20 protein-coding genes are annotated in these 18536 nt (G+C 66.4%); 9 read left to right on the plus strand and 11 right to left on the minus strand.

Going from position 1 to position 18536, the window contains the following annotated elements; genetic code table 11:
• Positions 1-5: 5 nt before the first annotated feature.
• Positions 6-818: a crotonase/enoyl-CoA hydratase family protein gene (locus tag HU751_RS23385; RefSeq protein ID WP_028692407.1), complete on the minus strand. Its 813-nt coding sequence runs from the start codon at positions 816-818 to the stop codon at positions 6-8.
• A gap of 151 nt (positions 819-969) precedes the next feature.
• Between HU751_RS23385 and nhaB the strand changes: the two genes are divergently transcribed.
• Positions 970-2472, plus strand: coding sequence for a sodium/proton antiporter NhaB (gene nhaB / locus HU751_RS23390; protein WP_050705228.1), 1503 nt, complete (start codon positions 970-972; stop codon positions 2470-2472).
• Positions 2473-2705: 233 nt separating this feature from the next.
• Positions 2706-3320, plus strand: a complete 615-nt coding sequence (locus HU751_RS23395) for a dihydrofolate reductase family protein (RefSeq protein WP_186734520.1) — start codon at positions 2706-2708, stop codon at positions 3318-3320.
• A gap of 6 nt (positions 3321-3326) precedes the next feature.
• Here the strand turns inward: HU751_RS23395 and HU751_RS23400 are convergent, their stop codons facing one another.
• Positions 3327-4061, minus strand: a complete 735-nt coding sequence (locus HU751_RS23400) for an alpha/beta fold hydrolase (RefSeq protein WP_186734521.1) — start codon at positions 4059-4061, stop codon at positions 3327-3329.
• Between the two features lie 150 nt (positions 4062-4211).
• On the opposite strand from HU751_RS23400, the gene HU751_RS23405 reads away from it, so the two are divergent.
• The 3 genes from HU751_RS23405 (at position 4212) to HU751_RS23415 (ending at position 5816) form a co-directional block, all read left to right on the plus strand.
• On the plus strand, positions 4212-4685 hold the full coding sequence (locus tag HU751_RS23405; RefSeq protein ID WP_186734522.1) for a GNAT family N-acetyltransferase: 474 nt from the start codon (positions 4212-4214) through the stop codon (positions 4683-4685).
• A gap of 32 nt (positions 4686-4717) precedes the next feature.
• Entirely contained in the window at positions 4718-5419 is a 702-nt protein-coding gene (locus tag HU751_RS23410) for a YoaK family protein (protein WP_186734523.1), read from the plus strand.
• Positions 5420-5573: 154 nt separating this feature from the next.
• Positions 5574-5816, plus strand: coding sequence for a hypothetical protein (locus HU751_RS23415; protein WP_186734524.1), 243 nt, complete (start codon positions 5574-5576; stop codon positions 5814-5816).
• On the opposite strand, the gene HU751_RS23420 is transcribed toward HU751_RS23415, so the two are convergent.
• Entirely contained in the window at positions 5806-6690 is an 885-nt protein-coding gene (locus HU751_RS23420; RefSeq protein ID WP_186734525.1) for an alpha/beta fold hydrolase, read from the minus strand. The two genes, HU751_RS23415 and HU751_RS23420, sit on opposite strands and share 11 nt — an antisense overlap.
• Positions 6687-7757 (minus strand): sugar phosphate isomerase/epimerase family protein, encoded by a 1071-nt coding sequence (locus HU751_RS23425; RefSeq protein ID WP_186734526.1) that lies wholly within the window; start codon positions 7755-7757, stop codon positions 6687-6689. The genes HU751_RS23420 and HU751_RS23425 overlap by 4 nt, the downstream gene beginning before the upstream one ends.
• 108 nt (positions 7758-7865) lie before the next feature.
• On the opposite strand from HU751_RS23425, the gene HU751_RS23430 reads away from it, so the two are divergent.
• Positions 7866-8459, plus strand: coding sequence for a TetR/AcrR family transcriptional regulator (locus HU751_RS23430; RefSeq protein WP_186734527.1), 594 nt, complete (start codon positions 7866-7868; stop codon positions 8457-8459).
• An 85-nt stretch (positions 8460-8544) separates the two neighbouring features.
• Positions 8545-9165 carry a TetR/AcrR family transcriptional regulator gene (locus HU751_RS23435; RefSeq protein WP_186734528.1) on the plus strand — a complete coding sequence of 207 codons (621 nt, stop codon included), beginning with the start codon at positions 8545-8547 and terminating at the stop codon, positions 9163-9165.
• Here the strand turns inward: HU751_RS23435 and HU751_RS23440 are convergent.
• Positions 9162-10064, minus strand: a complete 903-nt coding sequence (locus tag HU751_RS23440) for a LysR family transcriptional regulator (RefSeq protein WP_186734529.1) — start codon at positions 10062-10064, stop codon at positions 9162-9164. The genes HU751_RS23435 and HU751_RS23440 overlap by 4 nt on opposite strands.
• A 90-nt stretch (positions 10065-10154) precedes the next feature.
• Here HU751_RS23440 and HU751_RS23445 point away from each other — a divergent pair, with 90 nt between their 5' ends.
• On the plus strand, positions 10155-11510 hold the full coding sequence (locus HU751_RS23445; protein WP_186734530.1) for an MFS transporter: 1356 nt from the start codon (positions 10155-10157) through the stop codon (positions 11508-11510).
• Positions 11503-11904: a DUF4440 domain-containing protein gene (locus tag HU751_RS23450; protein WP_186734531.1), complete on the plus strand. Its 402-nt coding sequence runs from the start codon at positions 11503-11505 to the stop codon at positions 11902-11904. Before HU751_RS23445 ends, HU751_RS23450 begins: the two co-directional genes overlap by 8 nt.
• Positions 11905-11932: 28 nt before the next feature.
• On the opposite strand, the gene surE is transcribed toward HU751_RS23450, so the two are convergent.
• From surE to HU751_RS23480, 6 genes are read right to left on the minus strand one after another with little or no spacing between them, the layout of a single operon-like run.
• Complete coding sequence (gene surE / locus HU751_RS23455) at positions 11933-12694, minus strand: 5'/3'-nucleotidase SurE (protein WP_186734532.1); 762 nt, start codon at positions 12692-12694, stop codon at positions 11933-11935.
• Between the two features lie 48 nt (positions 12695-12742).
• Positions 12743-14260, minus strand: a complete 1518-nt coding sequence (locus HU751_RS23460; RefSeq protein ID WP_186734533.1) for an FAD/NAD(P)-binding protein — start codon at positions 14258-14260, stop codon at positions 12743-12745.
• A 54-nt stretch (positions 14261-14314) separates the two neighbouring features.
• Positions 14315-15502 carry a pyridoxal phosphate-dependent aminotransferase gene (locus HU751_RS23465; RefSeq protein ID WP_186734534.1) on the minus strand — a complete coding sequence of 396 codons (1188 nt, stop codon included), beginning with the start codon at positions 15500-15502 and terminating at the stop codon, positions 14315-14317.
• A gap of 23 nt (positions 15503-15525) precedes the next feature.
• Positions 15526-16404 (minus strand): acetaldehyde dehydrogenase (acetylating), encoded by an 879-nt coding sequence (locus tag HU751_RS23470; RefSeq protein WP_186734535.1) that lies wholly within the window; start codon positions 16402-16404, stop codon positions 15526-15528.
• A gap of 15 nt (positions 16405-16419) precedes the next feature.
• The gene (gene dmpG / locus HU751_RS23475; protein WP_050706399.1) at positions 16420-17433 is read right to left on the minus strand and encodes a 4-hydroxy-2-oxovalerate aldolase; all 1014 of its coding nucleotides are present in this window, start codon (positions 17431-17433) and stop codon (positions 16420-16422) included.
• A gap of 27 nt (positions 17434-17460) precedes the next feature.
• A complete protein-coding gene (locus tag HU751_RS23480) occupies positions 17461-18504 on the minus strand; it encodes an AbrB family transcriptional regulator (RefSeq protein WP_186734536.1) in 1044 nt (347 codons plus the stop codon).
• Between the last annotated feature and the right edge of the window lie 32 nt (positions 18505-18536).

Consider the following 18536-nt stretch of genomic DNA (forward strand, 5'->3'; position numbering starts at 1 on the left):
TCCAGTCAGTCGGCGAACGTCGGTTGCTGTTTGCTCATGTGCGCGGCCATGGCCACCCGCAGGTCCTCGGACTGCAGCATGGCGGCGTTCCAGGTGGCGATGTACTCCAGGCCATCGTCGATACGATGGTCGCGCATGTAGCTGATCATCTCCTTGGTGCCGGCCACGGCGATCGGCGATTTTGCGGCAATCTCGCGGGCGATGGCAAAGACCCCGTCGAGCAGCGCCGCCTGGTCATCATAGACGCGGTTGACCAGGCCGATGCGCAGCGCCTCCTGGGCGTCGACCCGACGGCCGGTGTAGGCCAGCTCGCGCATGATGCCGTCGCCGATGATACGCGGCAAACGTTGCAGGGTGCCGACATCGGCGGCCATGCCCATGTCGATCTCCTTGATCGAGAACTGCGCGTCAGCGGCGCAGTAGCGCATGTCGCAAGCCGAGACCATATCGATGGCGCCGCCGATGCAGTAGCCCTGGATCGCCGCCAGCACCGGCTTGCGGCAGTTGTCCACGGCGTTGAACGAGCCTTGCAGGCGCAGGATGGTGCGGCGCATCACCCGGGCGTTGCGGCCGACGTCCTTGCCCAGTTGCTGCGCCAGGGTGGCCAGCATCGTCAGGTCGATGCCGGAGGAGAAGTGCTTGCCGGCACCGCTGATGACCACCACGCGCACCGCGTCGGTGTCGTCGATCCACTGGAAGATCTCGACCAGCTCTTCCCAGAAGGCGGCGTTCATCGCGTTGATCTTGTCCGGGCGGTTGATCTGCACGTGGGCGATGTTGTCGGTCAGTTCGACCTTGAACGCGGTGTATTCGGTCACGAGCGGCACTCCTGTGGGAAAAGGATTCACAACGCCGGATCTTAGCGCACCCGCAAGGCTGCACATGTGCCAAAAGCCGGACTGGATGGCTTGCACCCCGAGGCGCGATGCGGCACCTTGCGCCACTGCTGAATCAAAAGGATACAAATTCATGTCCCGTTCCCTGACCGGCGCCCTCGCCCACGGCTTCCTGGGCCAGTCGCCGCGTTGGTACAAGGCCGTCATCTGCCTGTTCCTGGTCCTCAACCCGTTGCTGCTGGCAACCCTTGGCCCGGTGGTCACCGGCTGGGTGCTGGTGATCCAGTTCATCTTCACCTTAGGCATGGCGCTCAAGTGCTACCCGCTGATGCCCGGCGGCCTGCTGCTGGTCGAGGCGCTGCTGCTGCGCATGACCACGCCCGAGGCCCTGTACGAAGAGCTGCAGCACAACTTCCCGGTGATCCTGCTGCTGATGTTCATGGTCGCCGGCATTCACTTCATGAAGGAGCTGCTGCTGTACCTGTTCTCGCGGATCCTGCTGGGGGTGCGCTCCAAGGCGATACTGAGCCTGCTGTTCTGCGTGCTCTCGGCGTTTCTCTCGGCGTTCCTCGACGCCCTGACCGTGACCGCGGTGATCATCAGCGCCGCGGTGGGCTTCTATGCCGTCTACCACCGGGTCGCCTCGGGTACCAACCCACGGGAGGAGTCGGCGCTGGACAGCGACCACCAGGTCGAACAGTTGCACCGTGACGACCTCGACCAGTTCCGCGCCTTCCTGCGCAGCCTGCTGATGCATGGCGCGGTGGGCACGGCGCTGGGTGGCGTATGCACCTTGGTGGGCGAGCCGCAAAACCTGTTGATCGGCCATGAAATGGGTTGGCACTTCGCCGACTTCTTCCTCAAGGTCGCGCCGGTGTCGATGCCGGTGCTGGCGGCGGGCCTGGTGACCTGCGTGCTGCTGGAGAAGCTGCGCCTGTTCGGCTACGGCACGCTGATGCCCGAACGCGTGCGCCAGGTACTGGCCGCCTACGCCGCCGAGGACGACGCCGCGCGCACTCCGGCCCAACGCATCGCCCTGGTGGTGCAAGGCCTGGCCGCGTTGATCCTGATCGTCTGCCTGGGCCTGCACATTGCCGAGGTCGGCCTGATCGGCCTGATGGTCATCGTGCTGATCACCGCCTTCACCGGCATCACCGACGAGCACCGCCTGGGCCGCGCGTTCCAGGACGCCATGCCGTTCACCGCGCTGCTGGTGGTGTTCTTCGCCGTGGTCGCGGTGATCCACCAGCAGCAGCTGTTCAGCCCGCTTATCGCCTGGGTGCTGGCCCTGCCCAGCGAGCAGCAGCCGGGCATGCTGTACCTGGCCAACGGCCTGCTGTCGGCGATCAGCGACAACGTGTTCGTCGCCACCATCTACATCACCGAGGTCAAGCAGGCGTTCGTCAATGGCGCGATGAGCCGCGAGCACTTCGAGACCCTGGCGGTGGCGATCAACACCGGCACCAACCTGCCCAGCGTGGCCACGCCCAATGGCCAGGCGGCGTTCCTGTTCCTGCTGACCTCGGCGATCGCGCCGCTGGTGCGGCTGTCCTATGGACGCATGGTGTGGATGGCCTTGCCCTACACCGTGGTCATGGGTGGCCTGGGCTGGTGGGCGGTGACCTACTGGCTGTAGCCGAACCATCTGTAGGAGCGGCTTTAGCCGCGATCACCCGCAAAGCGGGTGCCAGATACCGCGGTGCCTGCATCGCGGCTGAAGCCGCTCCTACAGACGAACGCATATCCCTCCCCTGCTTTCTCTCCTCATATGCACCTACCCGCCGAACCCTGACTATCGTTCAGCACTGCTGTCGATTCTCGCCAACCCCGTTCGACTATCCAGCACACCCACCCGAGGAGATTCATCCCATGCGCAAGCTCATCGTCGCCGCCTTCATCACCCTCGACGGCGTCATGCAGGCCCCCGGCGGTCCGCAGGAGGACACCAGCGGCGGCTTCACCCATGGCGGCTGGATCCCACCGTTGGCCGACGAGGCCTTCGGCCAGGCCATGCAGACCTTGTTCAGCCAACCGTTCGAACTGCTGCTGGGGCGGCGCACCTACGACATCTTCGCCGGGTTCTGGCCAGAAGTCGGGCCCGAGGCGCCGGATCGTCCGTTGGCCGACCTGTTCAATGGCGTGGCCAAGCACGTCGCCACCCACCACCCTGAATCCATCGACTGGAAAAACAGCCACCCGTTGGGCGCCGATGTGATGGGTGCGGTGCGCGCGCTCAAGCAACAGGATGGCCCGGCGCTGCTTACCCAAGGTAGCGGTGAACTGGTACGCCAACTGCTGGCGGCCGGGCTGGTGGACGAGCTGCGCCTGCTGATCCATCCCCTGCTGCTGGGGCGCGGCAAGCGCCTGTTCGGTGACGATGCACAGGCCGCGGCCTTCAAGCTGGTGGAATCGAGCAGCACGCCCAACGGGGTACTACTGGCCCACTACGTGCGCAGCGGCGAGGTGCAGACAGGATCGTTCTGAGCCCGGTCAGTCGAGCAGGCGGGCGATGGTGTTGGCGAAGCCTTGCGGGTCTTCGAGCATCATCAGGTGACCCACCCGCGGCAGCACGGTAAAACTGGCCGCCTGCTCCTCGGCCCAGTGCGGCACATCCCAGCCGGCCCGCGAATGTTCGCCGGCGACCAGGTGCACCGGTTTCGTGGTGAACAACGTACGCAGCTCCGTCAGGTAGCCGGGTGCGCCGGTCACCGCGACCACCGAGCGCGCCATGGCTTGCAACGTGCCCGCGCCCTGGTGGGCCAGCCACTGTTCCGCCAGGGCCAGGCGCCCAGGATCGGCCATGATGCCGGAGCGCGCCAGCCAGGCAGAGGCATCGTCACGATAACCTTGCAACAACACCTCGGCCTCGACTGGGGCCATGCGCGCCACCGACGCCGACCAGAACGCATCCTTCAAGGTGAAATTGCCCTCGACACTGATCACGCTCGCCACACTGGCCGGATAGCGCCGGGCGAACAGCATCGCCACCACCCCGCCCACGGAGTGGCCGAGCAGGTGCACATAGGGCAGGTTGCGCGCCAACAGGATCCGCCGCAGGTGCTCGACCTGGGCGTCGATGTCGATCAATTTCAATGGCGTGTCGTCCAGGCTGCCGTAGCCGAGCAGGTCCGGGGCAAACACCTTCCTGGGTCGCAGGGTGCGCTGAAACGTCGGGTGATCCAGGCAGCCGATCAGGCCATTGACCATTACCACGGGCGTATCCATTGCCATTGCCTGCCTCGACACTGTGCTTGCGGGAAGCCCGCAGCATGCGACCTGCCACGGTGATTGAACAGCACAATCCCATTGCACCGCGCCAATCAGCGTTTTCCCGGACGCCCTTGTTATCATCCGGGCTCAACCGGGAGGGAACCCATGCTCGAAATACGCCGCGCCAGCCGCCACGACGCGCTGGAAACCTACACCATCCGCCGCCAGGCAATCCTGCATCAATGCGCCGAGGCCTACGGCGACGTGCTGGCCCAGGCCTGGGCCGACGTACCGTTCACCGAAGGCTACGCGGCGCTGGTCGCCGACCATTTCCACCTTGCCTGCGTGGACGGCACGATTGCCGCCACCGGCATGCTCGACCTGCACAGCGGCGAGCTGGGCGCGCTGTTCGTGCTGCCGTCGTTCATGGGCCGGGGCATCGCCCGCAGGATGGTCGAACACCTCGAAGGTATCGCCCGGGCCGAGGGCCTGGAAACGGTCCATCTGGATGCCACCCTCAACGCCGCCGCGTTCTATCGCCGCTGCGGCTACATCGGTGACGCACTATCGAGCTACCAGTCGCCCTTTGGCCTCGAACTGTCCTGCATCCCCATGCGCAAGGCCATGGCTCGGGTATAAGATCAGAGCCCCCTGCCCCGGAGACCCGTCCCATGCTGCCCACCGCCTCCTCCCAGCACAGTGCCCGCCGCGTTCGCTTGCAGGCCTTGCGCGGGCGGGTCGGCCTGGGGCTGGTGGCCGGGCTGTCGGTGCTGGCCGGCATGACCGATGCCATCGGCCTGCTGGCGCTGGGCGACTTCGTCTCGTTCATGAGCGGCAACACCACGCGCCTGGCGGTGGCCATCAGCCAGGCGGACCTGGCGCTGATCCTGCGCCTGGCCCTGGCGATCCTCGGTTTCGTGCTGGGCAACACCCTGGGCGTCCTGCTGGCCCGGCGCCTGAACCGGCGCGCCGCGCCCTTGCTACTGATCGTCGCCACCCTGCTGGCCTTCGCCGCGGCCTGGCCGGCGTCGATCACCTTCCCCGCGCTGATCGCCGCCACCCTGGCCATGGGCATGCTCAATGCCGTGGTCGAACAGGTGAACGGCCTGCCGATCGGCCTGACCTACGTCACCGGCGCGCTGTCGCGCTTCGGCCGTGGCCTGGGACGCTGGCTGCTGGGTGAGCGGCGCGATGGCTGGCGGGTGCAACTGGTGCCCTGGAGCGGCATGCTGCTGGGCGCCGCGCTCGGTGCCTGGCTGCAGCAGCGGCTCGGCTTGCAGGCGCTGGCGGCCAGTTGCGGCCTGGCCTGTCTGCTGGCGCTGGTGACAGTGGTCATTCCGCGGGCCTGGCAACTGGGCTACATGCCGCGCTGAGGACGGACCAGACAGCGCAAGCCCGTATCTGCAGGATATGCTTATCCTTCAATAGTCACTATCGAGCGCAGCAATTTCCAAAGCGTCAACGTGGCCAATAACCTGAGCCCATCGATTCGACACCCTCGAATCCCAGGCTCACGGAACCGCCCCGATGAACACCACCGCCCGCCTCTTCCTCGCCGCCCTGGCTATCGCCGTGCTGAGCGGCTGTGCCAGTCATCCCGAGCTGCGCCCCTATACCGCCGAGGAAGCCCGCCAGCTGCAACTCGAAGCGTTGCAGCGTCAGGGCCTGAGCCTGGAGGAATACGAGCAGCGCAAACTGGCTGTATCGCGCGCCGGCCGCCCGCAGGTGGTGACCGACGCCGCCAGGGCCGGGACCGCGATCAGCGGTTGACCTCGACCTCCTCCAAAAACGCCAGCAAGTGCTCATTGAACGATACCGGCGCTTCCTCCATCACGAAATGCCCGCAACCCGGCAGAATCACGCCACGCACCGAGTCGGCGTGCCCCTGCATCGTCAGCAGCGGCGCATCACCCGTGGCATGCTCGGCACCGATCGCCAGCACCGGCATGGGCAGCGGCGTCCTGGCGCGTTCGAGGTTCTGCCGGATGGTCTCGGGGATCGCCCGGTAATAGGCGAAGCCCGCCCGCATTCCGCCCGGCGAGGCGTAGGCGCGGATATAGACATCCGCCGCCACCGCGTGCCTGCGCACCGCCCAGCGATCGAACATGAAGTTGAGGTAGCCCTCCTCGCGCCCGGCGATCAGGAACTCCGGCAGGTCACGCACCTGGTTGAACAGGAAATGCCAGAGGAAGATGTTCTCCTGCGGCGTTACAAAGATCGGCGGCGCCTCGGCCAGCCCGGGGATCACCGCCTCGGCCACCGTCAACGAACGGACCGCCTGCGGCAGGTCGCTGGCCATGGCATAGGCCACCCACATCCCCACATCGTGGCCGACCAGGTGGTAGCGCTCATGCCCCAGTCGGGCCATGGCGGCATGCAGCACACGGGCGACGTTGCCGGTGTCGTAGCCCTGCTCGGGACGATCCGAATCACCCAGGCCCGGCGGGTCGATGGCGATGGCGCGAAAGCCGCGCGCAGCCAGGATCGGCAGGACATGGCGCCAGGCGTACCAGGTCTGCGGCCAGCCCGGCAGCAACAGCACCGGCTCGCCCGCGCCGGCCACGACACAGTGCAGACGCTGGCCCTGTACCTGTACATAGACATGCTCGAAGGCATCACCCAAGGACTCGACGGACAAGCTCATACCCGCACCTCCTTGTCGATGCCCAGCATGCGCTGGATCTGCCGGGCGTCGATCGGCGCGCCGGCGAAGTCGTCGAACACCTGGTCGGTGACCTGGATGATGTGGCGGTTGATGAACTCGACGCCTTCACGGGCGCCGTCCTCCTGGTTCTTCAGGCAGCACTCCCACTCCAGGGTCGCCCAGCCGGCGAAGTCGTATTGCGCCAGCTTGGCGAAAATCGCCTTGAAGTCCACCTGGCCATCGCCCAGCGAGCGGAAGCGCCCGGCACGTTCGGTCCAATCGCTGTAGCCGCCGTACAGGCCCTGCCGGCCGCTCGGATTGAACTCGGCGTCCTTGACGTGAAACATGCGGATCAACGGGTGGTAGAGGTCCAGGTAGGCCAGGTAGTCGAGCTGCTGCAGGACGAAATGGCTGGGGTCGAAAAGGATGCGGCAGCGCGGGTGTTCGCCCACCAGGGCATGGAAACGCTCGAAGCTGGTGCCGTCATGCAGGTCCTCGGCCGGATGGATCTCGAAGCACAGGTTGACGCCCTGCTCATCACAGCAGTCGAGGATCGGCCGCCAGCGCCGCGCCAGCTCCTCGAAGGCGGCCTCGACCAGGCCCTGGGGACGTTGCGGGAACGGGAACAGGTAGGGCCAGGCCAGCGCGCCGGAGAACGTGCCCATGTCGTCCAGCCCCAGGTTGCGGCTGGCCCGCGCCGCCAGTTTCATCTGCTCGATCGCCCAGGCGGTGCGTTCCGCCGGATGCCCGGCCAGCGCGGCCGGGGCAAAGGCGTCGCACATCGTGTCGTAGGCAGGGTGCACGGCGACCAGTTGGCCGATCAGGTGGGTGGTCAGCTCGCTGACCTGCAAGCCGCGCTCGGCCAGCCGTCCCTTGATCTCATCGCAGTAACCCTTGCTCTGCGCGGCCAGTTCCAGATCGAACAGCCGGGCATCCCAGGCCGGCACCTGCAAGCCCTTGAAGCCAAGCCCCGCGGCCCAGTCGGCAATGCTGTCCAGGCTGTCGAACGGCGGTTTGTCACTGCTGAACTGCGCGAGGTGCAGGCTCGGTCCCTTGAGTGTTCGCATGATTTCATCCTATTATTTGTTGATCGACAAACAATAGGATCGAACGACGCTGCCCGTCAATCGCAAATTGGCTAGAATGCGCATTTTGCGTATTCAGGCAGGCGAGCGATGGCAGGGCGACCTCGGGAATTCGACAAGCAACAGGCGCTGCGCAAGGCGATGCGCCTGTTCTGGGAACATGGCTACGAAGGCACCTCTATGTCGGCCCTGGTGTCCGCGCTGGGCATCGCCTCCGCACGTATCTACGCGGCCTTCGGCAGCAAGCAGCAACTGTTCGAGGAGGCCGTGGCCTTGTACGAGTCAGCCGAGGGTGGCTTCGCTGACCGCGCCCTGGCCCTGCCGGACATCCACCAGGCCCTGGCGCGGATGTTCGAGGACGCCATCAGCACCTATACCCGCGCCGACGAGCCCAGGGGCTGCCTGGTGGTCAGCGCCGCCAGCGGCGTGGCGCCGGACAACCTGGCCGTCCAGCAGTGGTTGTCCGGGCATCGCCGGCAGCGCACCGAGTCGATCATCGAGCGCCTGCGCCAGGCCCGTGACCAAGGGCAACTGCCGGCCGACACGCAGGTCGAGGCCCTCGGCCACTTCTATGCCACCTTTCTCCACGGCATTTCCGTACAGGCCCGCGACGGCGTGCCTGCGCATGATCTGCGCGAGGCAAGCCACCAGACCTTGACCCTGCTGCCGAACAGCCAGGGCTGACGCGTTCACCTGTAGGAGCGGCCCGTTTACTTCGGACACGGCAAAGCTGTTAGCCTTGCCCTGTTCAGGTCACCACGGACAGCCCATGGCCAACCACAAGATCGAGATCCGCCGGCGCAACGTCGAGAAGATCCTGCAAGCCGCCGAGCAGGTGTTCGCCGACAAGGGCTACGCCGCCACCTCCATGGGCGATATCGCCGAGCGGGCGCAACTGCCGCGCTCCAACCTGCACTACTACTTCAGCACCAAGGACGAACTGTACCGCGCCGTGCTGCAGGACCTGCTGGATGTGTGGAAGCAGGACGCCCTGTGCTTCGAGCACTTCGACGACCCGCGGGTGGTGCTGACCAGCTACATCCGCGCCAAGATGGGCCACTCGCGCTCAAGGCCACTGGGCTCGAAGATCTGGGCCGAGGAGATGCTCCATGGCGCCCCGCTGCTCGGCGCCAGCCTGGACGAAATCCTGGTGCCCTGGGCGCAGCTCAAGCAAGCGAAGATTCGCAGCTGGGTCGAGGACCGGCGCATCCTGCCGGTGGAGCCGTCGGCGCTGCTGTACATGATCTGGGCCGCGACCCAGCACTACGCCGACTTCGGTTACCAGGTCAACCTGCTCAATGGCGGCGAGCCGCTGTCCGACCTGGCGTTCGAGCAGGCGGTGCAGACCGTCACCGGCGTCATCCTGCGCGGTATCGGCCTGGAGCCTTAGCGGCCCAGGTGCTCGCACAGGAAGTCGATGAACACCCGGGTTTTGTGCGGCACATGGTTGCCGTTGGGGTAGACCACGCTGATCGGCTGCGCCGGCAGGCTGTAATCCGGTAGCACACGCCGCAACCTGCCGGCGTCCAGATCCTCCTCGACCAGCCAGGCAGGCAGCACCGCCACTCCCAGCGCGGCGCAGGCCATCGCGCGGATGGCGTGGGACGCATTTGACTGGTAGGCCGCCCTGCCCACCACGCTCATGCTGCCCGTCCGCGCGCCGTGCAAGGTCCAGCTGGTCGGGCTGTGCAGGTTGCTGTTGGCGATCCAGGGCACATCGGCCAGGTCGGCGGGTTGGGCGATTACATGGCGGGCGAGAAAGTCCGGTGAGGCCACCAGCAGGATGTCGTAGTCGGCCAACTTGCGACTGCGCAGGTTCGAGTCGGTCAAGGCGCCGAGGCGCACCACCAGGTCGAGCCGTTCGGCAATCAGGTCGCTCAGCGACGAGTCGGTTTCATAACTGATCGACAGCGCCGGGTAGCGCTCGGCGAACAACGGGATCAGCGGCAGGATGAAGCGCTCGCCGTACTCCCCGGTGGTGCTGATGCGCAGTCTGCCCGATACGCCGTTGTGCCGACGCAGCACACTGTCGAAGGCGCCTTCGACGTCGCTGACGATCACCTTGAAATCGTCGTAGAAGCCCTGGCCGGTTTCGGTCGGGGCAACGGCGCGGGTGCTGCGCGCCAGCAGCGTCACCCCCAGGGCCTGCTCCAGTGCCTTGACGTGCTGGCTGGCCATGGCTTTGCTGATGCCGAGAAAGTCCGCCGCCTTGGTGAAGGAGCCGAAATCGACCACCGCCAGAAACGTCTGCACCCGGTTGAGCTGGGTGTGGAGGGCCGTGCGCGGCATTGTTCACTTCCATCAAACAGAGTTTCAAGGGTAGCGACATCGACAGGGACAGTCCACGGCACCTACGCTGCGCGCCGAAAAGGAGTAGCAATGACGTATCGGTATCGCGTGGCAACGATCTTCCTGATGGGCTTTTTCATCGATTGCATCAACCTGTTCATGCCGACCGTGGCGTTGCCGCGGATCGCGGCCGAGTTCGCCATTGGCAACGCCAGCAGCGCCTGGGTCGGCAATGCCTACATGCTCGGGCTGACCCTGGCCGTGCCGGTGAGCACCTGGCTGGCGAGCCGCTGGGGCGCGCGGCGCCTGCTGTGCGCCGCCATGCTGGGGTTCAGCGTGGCCGTGTGGGGCTGCGGCGAAGCCGCAAGCTTCGCCGCGCTGATCACCTGGCGCCTGCTCCAGGGCATGGCCGGTGGCTTGCTGATCCCGGTGGGGCAAGCACTGACCTTCGAGCGGTTCCAGGGCCCGGAGCGCGCCCGCGTGTCCACCCTGGTGATGGCCGTGGCGCTGCTGGCGCCGGCGCTGTCACCCACCCTCGGCGGAATGATCGTCGACCATGGCCGCTGGCCGTGGGTCTTTCACTGCAACATCCCGCTGGCCCTGCTCACGGCGGCGCTGGCCTGGGCCTGGATTGACCAGGCACCGGCCCCGGCGGCGCCACGCCCGGACTTCAAGGGTTTGCTGCTGGTCAGCGCCGCCCTCGCCTGCCTGCTGCTGGGCCTGTCGCTGTACGGTGCCGGCCATGGCATCACGCTGGCCATCGCCTGCCTGCTGGCCGGCTTGTCCTGCGCCCTGCTCTACCGCGCCCACTACCAACGCTCGGCCGGGGGCATCATTGAGCTGAAGCTGCTCGGCAGCCCTCGCCTGCGGGTCTCGATGCAGGTCTACCATGCGATCCCCGGGGTGTTCACCGGGGTCAACCTGCTGAACATCTTCTACCTGCAGGACGTGCTGGGCCTGAGCGCCCAGGCCACCGGCCTGTTCATGCTGGTCTATGCCGCCGGGGCCTTCGCCGCCATGCTGCTGGCCGGCCGGCTTTACAACCGCGTCGGTGCCGCCCGACTGTTGCTGCTCGGCCTGCTCCTGCACAGCCTGGGTATCGGCCTGCTGGTCATGGTCGACACGCAGACCGATAGCGCGGTACTGGTTGCGGCCTACGGCCTCATGGGCATTGGCGGCGGCATCGGCGCCAACACCGCCCAGACCACCGCGCTGCTCGACTTCGGCGGCGAGCGGATGCAGCAGGCCAGCGTGCTGTGGAACCTCAATCGGCAGATGGCGTTCAGCGTCGGCGCCGCCCTGCTGTTGATGATCTTCAACCTATTGCTGGTGGGTCTGGACTCACCTGCGGCCTATCACCTGACCTTCGCCCTGGCCGCGCTGCTGGGGCTGACGCCACTGCTGTCACTCAACACACTGCCCAAGGAGAATCACGCCCATGCCTGAACACGCGATTGCCCGCGCCGAGCGCAGCATTCATCACGTCCACGAACTGATCCAGATGGTCTTCACTCGCCCGGCGGCCGAGACCCTCTCGGTGCTCGGGGGGCTGATGGCGGTGTTCGCCGATGATTTCAGCATGGTTGGCACGACAGGCACGCAGGTCACTCGCCAGCAGGTCGAGCAGCTGTTCAAGGGGGCCGCCGGGACAAGGCCCGGGCTGCAGATCACCGTCAGCGATGTGCAAGTGGTGTGGCAGGCCGGGTTGAATGTGGCGGTGCGCTACAAGGAAACCCACCGCTCGCAGGGCATGGCGCAGGCGCGCTGGTCGCTGGCGTTGCTCGAATGCAGTGACCGTGGGGTGGTGTGGCGCTGCCTGCATGAAACCGCGATTGCCTAGGCGATTGCGCGTCTGCAACCCCGGCCAATCAATCAGACATGGCTCGTTCCACAGCGCCATGGGTGCGCTCGAACTGCAACGGCGTCACCGTCACGTGACCTCGTGCCAGTTCCGCCATTTCGCTGCCGGGCTCATCCTCGGTGCGGTGATTGTTCAGCTGCAACCAGTGGTACTCGAAGTGTCGCGGGTCGACCTCGGTACGCACCGAGACGCTGTTCAACGGCCCGACACCCTGGCGCGTCACCTTCAACGGCCGGACGGCCTCCAGGGCACAATCAGGGAAGTTGACGTTGAGGCAGGCATCGGCCGGCCAAGGCATATCCAGCACGCCGAGAATCACCTCGGGCGCCAGGTTCAGGCCGATGTCCCAGGGCACCGCGTCGCGGTCGCTGTAGGCCTGGCTGAGGGCGATCGAGCGTACCCCCAGCAGCAGCCCGGTCATCGCCGCGCCGACCGTTCCGGAGAATACGGTTTCAGTGCCCAGGTTCGCCCCACGGTTGATACCGGATAACACAAGGTCAGGCCTGGCGTCTTTGAGCAGATGCCCCAGCGCCAGCGCCACGCAGTCACCCGGCGTGCCGGTGACGGCGAAGCGCCGCTCGCCATGGCTGCTTACCCGCAGCGGGGCGTGCAGGCTCAGCGAATGGGAAGTGCCGCTCTGGTCGCGGTGCGGCGCCACTACCCACACCTCCCTGGCCAGCCTGGCCGCCACCTGTTCCAGCACGGCCAGGCCGGGCGCGTCGATGCCATCGTCGTTGGTCAACAGAATGCGTTCGAATCGATAGGTCATGGTTCATCCTGTGAAGTTGCCGGTCAAAGGTGCCCCGGCAACGATAGCTCAGACATGCTCTTCCACACGCCCGACCGCGCGCACGCCCTGCTTCCAGTCGAGCCCATCGGCACAGCTGGCGGCGTGACGACCATTGATGTCCAACGCTGAGGTGAAGAAGAACTGGCCCACCGTCAGCTCGCCCACCGCATGGATCTGCCGGGTGCTGCCGGTCCGGCCCTGCACGCGATAGCTCGTCGGGTCGATGCAGACCCCCCCCTGCGGGTGACGGGTGACCGTGCCGTTTTCCAGCAGCGTGGCGAGCAACGGCGAGTCGAGCAGGTCGGCGTCGCGCGGAGAGCCGATGGCATGGATCAGCCGGTCGTAGACATGGCGCCAGCCGCTGCCCTGCAGGACCAGCCCATCGCCGCCCCGCTGCGGCGCGGCGAACGGACCGGCGACGAACTCCAGCTGGCCACTGCGCAGGTAGCTGAGGATCTTGCGCGCATTCTGCGCCGGGATGGAGACCCGATAAGCCATGAAAAAGCTGAAGTACTCGCGCAGGAAACGCGCCTGCGCGGCATCGTCCAGTGCCTGCCAGATATCCTCGACGAACCCGTTGGTGGCATAGAGGATCGCCTGCCAGGTCCGCGCTGAGCGGGCATGCTCGAGTTCAGCCTCGATGAAACCGGCGATGTCGGCCGGCGGCGCGGGCATGGGGATCACCGCGCTGGCCTTGCCCGGTTCCTGGAAAGCCAGTTCCTTGCGGAACAGGCCGACCAGGTCGCTGATCTGCAGGCGGCCGTTCTGCGCCACCAGCGCATGGAGCCCTTCACGGGTCAGGTAGCGCAGCGTGACCGGTTCCTGGGTCCCCCGCACCACGGGAAAGTAACCACTGCGCGAATGCATGCGGATGGGGCCTCGATGCCCCCGCTCGATCAGGGCTATGACGGTATCGATGGCGCTCAGCCGTGCGCCAACCACCGCCACCCGCTCGTGGGGCGCCACCACGCGCAGCAGGCGGGAAACCGGATACGGCGTATCCAGCACCCGCGGGTCACCGGACGGCTCCGGCTTCTTGCCCAGCGGGCCACAGCACAGCACGACCTTGCCAGTCGGCAGGCTGAGGCCACAGCGGGTGCGCAGGGTTTCCACGCCATCGATCAGGTCGATCGCACAGACCTCAGCCTGCAATTGCACCAGCTGGCAACCCAGGGTCGCGCCGCGCAGCACGATCTGCTTGAGCTGGTGCTGCAGGTAGATGCCGAACAGCGCCCGCGGCGCGAATCCGTCCGCCTCGGGACGAAAATCGGGGTACGCGCGGCGCCAGGCCTGCGGGCTCTGCTGCAACCACTGCAGGAAATGCCCGGGCAGATGCGGGTATGGCGTGATGAGGCCGGTCCTGGTGTTGAGCAGGTTGCTCTCCAGGTCGGCCTCATAGGCCGCGCCGCGTCCGAAATCATCCCGCTTCTCGAACAGGTGGATGACGCCGGCCGGCGCGCTGCCGGCGGCCACGCGGTCCAGATGGCGTTGCAGGAAGGCAATGGCCGTCGCGCCGCAGCCGACGATTGCAAAGGCGTTTTTCATCAACTTGCGTCCCTCTCCAGTAATGCGTCCCTGTCCACGGATTCCGCTCCAGCCTCAGGCGAGCTCGCCCAGGAAAGCCTTGATGCGCTCGGCACCGGCCAGGACTTTGCCGGCTTCGCCGGAGTACGACAGCCGGGCATGCCCCGCCGCGCCGAAGAAACTGCCGGGGATCAGGGCAACGCCAAAATCCCTGAGCAGTACGTCGCAGAACGACTCGTCATCACCGATCACCTGCCCGCGGAACGACCGGCCCAGCGCCTGGCCGATATCGAGGAACAGGTAGAACGCTCCGGCAGGCTCGCAGAAGCGCAGCAACGGCGCACCGTGCAGCACCTCGAGCAAGGCCTGGCGCTGCCCGGCAAGACGCTGCCGGGCGGCGATGGAGAACGCCTGGTCACCCTCCAGCGCCGCCGTCGCCGCCGCCGCCGCGGGGGCCGGCAGGTTGGAGATCGAGTTGGAGTTGAGCGTGGTGACCGCGTCGGCGATCCGCCGGTCCGCCGCCAGCAAGCCGACCCGCCACCCCGGCATGCCATAGAGCTTGGAGACGCTGTCGATCTTGATGATGCGCCCGGCCAGATCCGGCGCCACCGTCAGCAGGTCGGGACAGCTGTCCATGTCGTAGACGAAGCGCTGGTAGACGTCATCGCAAATGATCCAGACGTCATGATTGCGCAGCACTTGCGCCAGCCCCTGGAGTTCCTCGGCCGAGTACACGGCACCTGTGGGATTGCCGGGGGAGTTGAGCAGCACCACCCGCACCTGTTCGTCGAGCGCCTGTTCCAGGGCCTGGGGGGACATCTTGTAGCCGCTGTGCGCGGTGCAGCGCACATCGACGACACCCGCTCCGACCAGATCGGCGATATCGAAGTAGGTCGGCCAGCACGGGGTCGACACCAGCAGCTTGTCACCTGGGCGGATGATCGCCCGCAGCACGCTGAACAGCAGGTGCTTGGCGCCGAGGCCGGCGACCAGGTTGCGTTCGTCGAAATGCGCGTGGCCAAGGCGCCGCAGGTAGCCCAGGTAGGCCTTGAGCAATGCCGGGTCGCCACGGCTGGCGCCATAGCCGCCGGTGTCCTCGTGCGCCGCCCGCACTGCCGCCTCGACGATATGGGGCGCCGGCAGGAAGCCGGGCACGCCGACACCCAGGTCGATGACCGGCTGCGGCGCCTCCCTGACCTTCTGCGCCACCCCGAGGATCGGACAGAATCGCGCGAATTCCAGGTCTGCTGAAAGCGTAGGCATGCAGGATTCTCCAGAAGTCCGTTTCAGGCGGCGCGCACGGCCATGCGGCCACGCGCCATGAGCGCGGCCATGTGGGTGGCCGTCGCGGTGATGATGTCGAGATTGCCGGCACTCGGATCGAGGTAGTCCCCCGCTCCCTCGACCCGCACCATGGTGAACAGGCGACCTTCGCTGTAGTGCAGGTCGACGATCACCTCGTAGCCCGGCACGGCCTCGCGCACCAGCGCCACGGCCCGCTCCACCTCGCGACGGGTGGCGGCCAGGTCGGCCTGGGCGATCAGTGCCGAGACCGCCGTCTGCATGTAGACATTGGGCTTGGCCGGGTTGATGTTGAGGATCGCCTTGACCTGAGCGCAGCCGGTGAAGCGCCGCAGCGCCTGTTCGGTGGTGGTGATGTAGTTGCTCAGGTTGCGGCGGGTGGCGGGGCCTGCGCTTTCGGCGCTGATCGACGACACCACCTCGATGTAGCGCACCGCCGGGTTGGCCCGGGCGATGGCGGCGGCCAGCGGAATCGAGGCCTGCCCCCCACAGGTGATCATGTTGACGTTGCTCGCCCCGGTCAGCTCCAGGCCGTTGAGCGAAGGCACGCACAGTTGGCCCAGGGCCGCCGGGGTGAGGTTGATGATCACCTTGCCGGCCTCGATCAGGCGCGGCGCGTGGCGCTCATGGTCGGCGGCCGAGGTGGCGTCGAACACCAGGTCGAACTCGCCGATCCGGGCGAACAGGCCTTCGATGCCATCGGCGGTGGTGGCGACCCCGCGTTCACGGGCGAAGGCAAGGCCCGCGGAGTGCGGGGAACGTCCGGCGACCAGCGTGCAGTCCAGGTCAGGGTGGGCCAGGACCTTGCACAGGATGTCGCAACCGATGTTGCCGCTGCCGATAATGGCGGTTTTCAGGGACATGAACGCACTCCAGGGTCAGGCAACGGAAGGTTGGGAAAGGCGGCTGGCCACCGAGATGATCAGGTCTTCCTGGCCGGCCACCGCATTGCACTGGGCCAGGGCTTCGTAGATTCGCCGTGGTTCGACGCCGAACTCGCTGGCGGCGCGTGCGACATGCTTCTCGAAACCACTGCACACGCCATACAGGCCACTGATCAGGTTGGCGGTCTTGACGACCGTGGGCGTGCTGACCGGGGCGATGCTCTCCAGCTGTTCGATGGCGCGGCACAGGGCGAAGATGTCCACGCCGGTGGCGAAGCGGTAGCGCTCCAGCACCGCGCACAGGGTCTCCAGCTGGGTGTTGCCGGCGCCGGCGCCGAAGCCGCGCATGCAGCCGTCGACGATGGTCGCCCCGGCCTGGACCGCGGCCAGCGAGTTGGCGATAGCCAGGCCCAGGTTGTTGTGGCCATGGAAGCCCAGCGGAATCGACAGTTCGCTGCTGAGCAAGGCAATACGCTCACGGGTGCTGTCCGGATCGAGGTGGCCCGCCGAGTCCATCAGCACGATGGCGTTGGCGCCATAGCCCTGCTGTTTAGTCGCCTCCTCGAGCAACCGCTCGGGGCTGGCCATGTGGCACATCATCAGCACGCCATGCACATAGGCGCCGTTGGCGCGGGCATGCTCGATATAGCTTTCGGTCACGCTCGCCTCGGTGCAATGGGAGGCGATGCGCAGCACCTCGACACCGATCCGCAACGCGGTATCGATATCATCGAGCCTGGCGAAGCCTGGAATCATATGGATGCCCAGGCGCGTGCGACTGAGATTGGCGCGCGCGGTCTCGAGCATCTCGGTGTCGGCGTGGCGGGCCAGGCCCAGTTGCAGGGACGATGCCCCCAGGCCATTGCCGTGGCCCACCTCGACCACGCTCAGGCCGCAGCCGTCGACTGCACGGCAATAGGCGGCGATGTCTTCCAGGCTCAACGAATGGGAGACGGCATGATTGCCGTCGCGCAGGGTCGGATCATGAATGGCGATTGCAGCGGTCATCGAGATCGAGTCCTTGTGATCGAAGGTTCAGTTGCGCGGTGATTCGGTAACCGGCTCGGGCTGGAGTAGCCGCTTGGGCAGGAACGCCGGCGAGATATGGATGATCGACATGCGCACCACGTGGTTGAGCATGACGAAAGCAGGGTCGAGCTTGAGCAACAGCGCTGCGGCGGTCATGACCTCGACCCCGCCCGGTACCCAAGACATGAACAGTGCGAGGAAGGGTTTGCCAGTGAGCTGGGCGGCAAGCGCGGCCACCAGCAAGGTGGTGCAGAACGTCAGCGTGGTCACCACCAGACCCGCACGCACGTATCGCAGCACGTCCCCCAGGGTGATGTCGCGCAGGCGGATGCCGATCAAGCCGCCCAGCAGGATCAACGCCACCATCGCCACCGGGTCGGGCACATGCAGGTTGACCGAGGGCATGCCGATATTGACCGCAGCCGCACAGACCAGGCCGGTCAGCATGTACGGCGCGGGCACATCGAAGCGCTCCAGCAGATAGCCGGCGGCGACCGCGACCAGCGCCACCGGGACGATCCGCAGGTAGTCGCCCAGGGTGCCGGTGGCCGGCGCCGCACTGTCGCCATGCCCGCCTGCGATCAGCGTCACCACCAGCAACAGCGCCAGCAGCCGGACAATGTGCACGAAGGCGATGCGTCCGGAGGCCGGCCCCTCTTCTCCCGACACCGTCATCACCGCCGCCATGGCGCCGGGAATCGCACTGAGCAGGCTTTCGATATGGCCCCACTTCTCCATGCGTCGCAGCCAGTTGTAGCCCACCAGGATCTGCGTGGTCATGCACACCAGCAGCCCGAGCAGAATGCTGAAGTCGGTGAGCTCGTGCATCATCGAGGCGGTGACCGTGGAGCCGACGCTGATCCCCAGCAGCAACTGCACGGTGGCCACGAACGGGAACGGCATGCGCATGCGCACGCCCCACTTGCTCAAGGCGGTGACCGCGCAGATGGCGCCGATCAGCTCGCCCAGCGGCAGGCCGCTGAGAAATCCGACCCAGGCGCCGAAGGCCGCTACTGGAATGGGAACAAGGCTTTCTATCAAGGGTTTCATGGCAGGCTTACCTGTCTGCGGACTGACGCCCC

This window comes from Pseudomonas peradeniyensis, assembly GCF_014268935.2.
In the GTDB taxonomy this organism is placed as follows: domain Bacteria; phylum Pseudomonadota; class Gammaproteobacteria; order Pseudomonadales; family Pseudomonadaceae; genus Aquipseudomonas; species Aquipseudomonas peradeniyensis.

What these genes read in the sequence shown, in the direction of transcription:
- HU751_RS23470 (WP_186734535.1), bottom strand. Translation starts at nt 16,404, where the DNA reads ATGTCCCTGAAAACCGCCATTATCGGCAGCGGCAACATCGGTTGCGAC.
- nhaB (WP_050705228.1), top strand. Translation starts at nt 970, where the DNA reads ATGTCCCGTTCCCTGACCGGCGCCCTCGCCCACGGCTTCCTGGGCCAG.
- HU751_RS23400 (WP_186734521.1), bottom strand. Translation starts at nt 4,061, where the DNA reads ATGGATACGCCCGTGGTAATGGTCAATGGCCTGATCGGCTGCCTGGAT.
- HU751_RS23440 (WP_186734529.1), bottom strand. Translation starts at nt 10,064, where the DNA reads ATGCCGCGCACGGCCCTCCACACCCAGCTCAACCGGGTGCAGACGTTT.
- surE (WP_186734532.1), bottom strand. Translation starts at nt 12,694, where the DNA reads ATGACCTATCGATTCGAACGCATTCTGTTGACCAACGACGATGGCATC.
- HU751_RS23460 (WP_186734533.1), bottom strand. Translation starts at nt 14,260, where the DNA reads ATGAAAAACGCCTTTGCAATCGTCGGCTGCGGCGCGACGGCCATTGCC.
- HU751_RS23410 (WP_186734523.1), top strand. Translation starts at nt 4,718, where the DNA reads ATGCTGCCCACCGCCTCCTCCCAGCACAGTGCCCGCCGCGTTCGCTTG.
- HU751_RS23425 (WP_186734526.1), bottom strand. Translation starts at nt 7,757, where the DNA reads ATGCGAACACTCAAGGGACCGAGCCTGCACCTCGCGCAGTTCAGCAGT.
- HU751_RS23405 (WP_186734522.1), top strand. Translation starts at nt 4,212, where the DNA reads ATGCTCGAAATACGCCGCGCCAGCCGCCACGACGCGCTGGAAACCTAC.
- dmpG (WP_050706399.1), bottom strand. Translation starts at nt 17,433, where the DNA reads ATGACCGCTGCAATCGCCATTCATGATCCGACCCTGCGCGACGGCAAT.
- HU751_RS23415 (WP_186734524.1), top strand. Translation starts at nt 5,574, where the DNA reads ATGAACACCACCGCCCGCCTCTTCCTCGCCGCCCTGGCTATCGCCGTG.
- HU751_RS23465 (WP_186734534.1), bottom strand. Translation starts at nt 15,502, where the DNA reads ATGCCTACGCTTTCAGCAGACCTGGAATTCGCGCGATTCTGTCCGATC.
- HU751_RS23445 (WP_186734530.1), top strand. Translation starts at nt 10,155, where the DNA reads ATGACGTATCGGTATCGCGTGGCAACGATCTTCCTGATGGGCTTTTTC.
- HU751_RS23430 (WP_186734527.1), top strand. Translation starts at nt 7,866, where the DNA reads ATGGCAGGGCGACCTCGGGAATTCGACAAGCAACAGGCGCTGCGCAAG.
- HU751_RS23450 (WP_186734531.1), top strand. Translation starts at nt 11,503, where the DNA reads ATGCCTGAACACGCGATTGCCCGCGCCGAGCGCAGCATTCATCACGTC.
- HU751_RS23420 (WP_186734525.1), bottom strand. Translation starts at nt 6,690, where the DNA reads ATGAGCTTGTCCGTCGAGTCCTTGGGTGATGCCTTCGAGCATGTCTAT.
- HU751_RS23435 (WP_186734528.1), top strand. Translation starts at nt 8,545, where the DNA reads ATGGCCAACCACAAGATCGAGATCCGCCGGCGCAACGTCGAGAAGATC.
- HU751_RS23395 (WP_186734520.1), top strand. Translation starts at nt 2,706, where the DNA reads ATGCGCAAGCTCATCGTCGCCGCCTTCATCACCCTCGACGGCGTCATG.
- HU751_RS23480 (WP_186734536.1), bottom strand. Translation starts at nt 18,504, where the DNA reads ATGAAACCCTTGATAGAAAGCCTTGTTCCCATTCCAGTAGCGGCCTTC.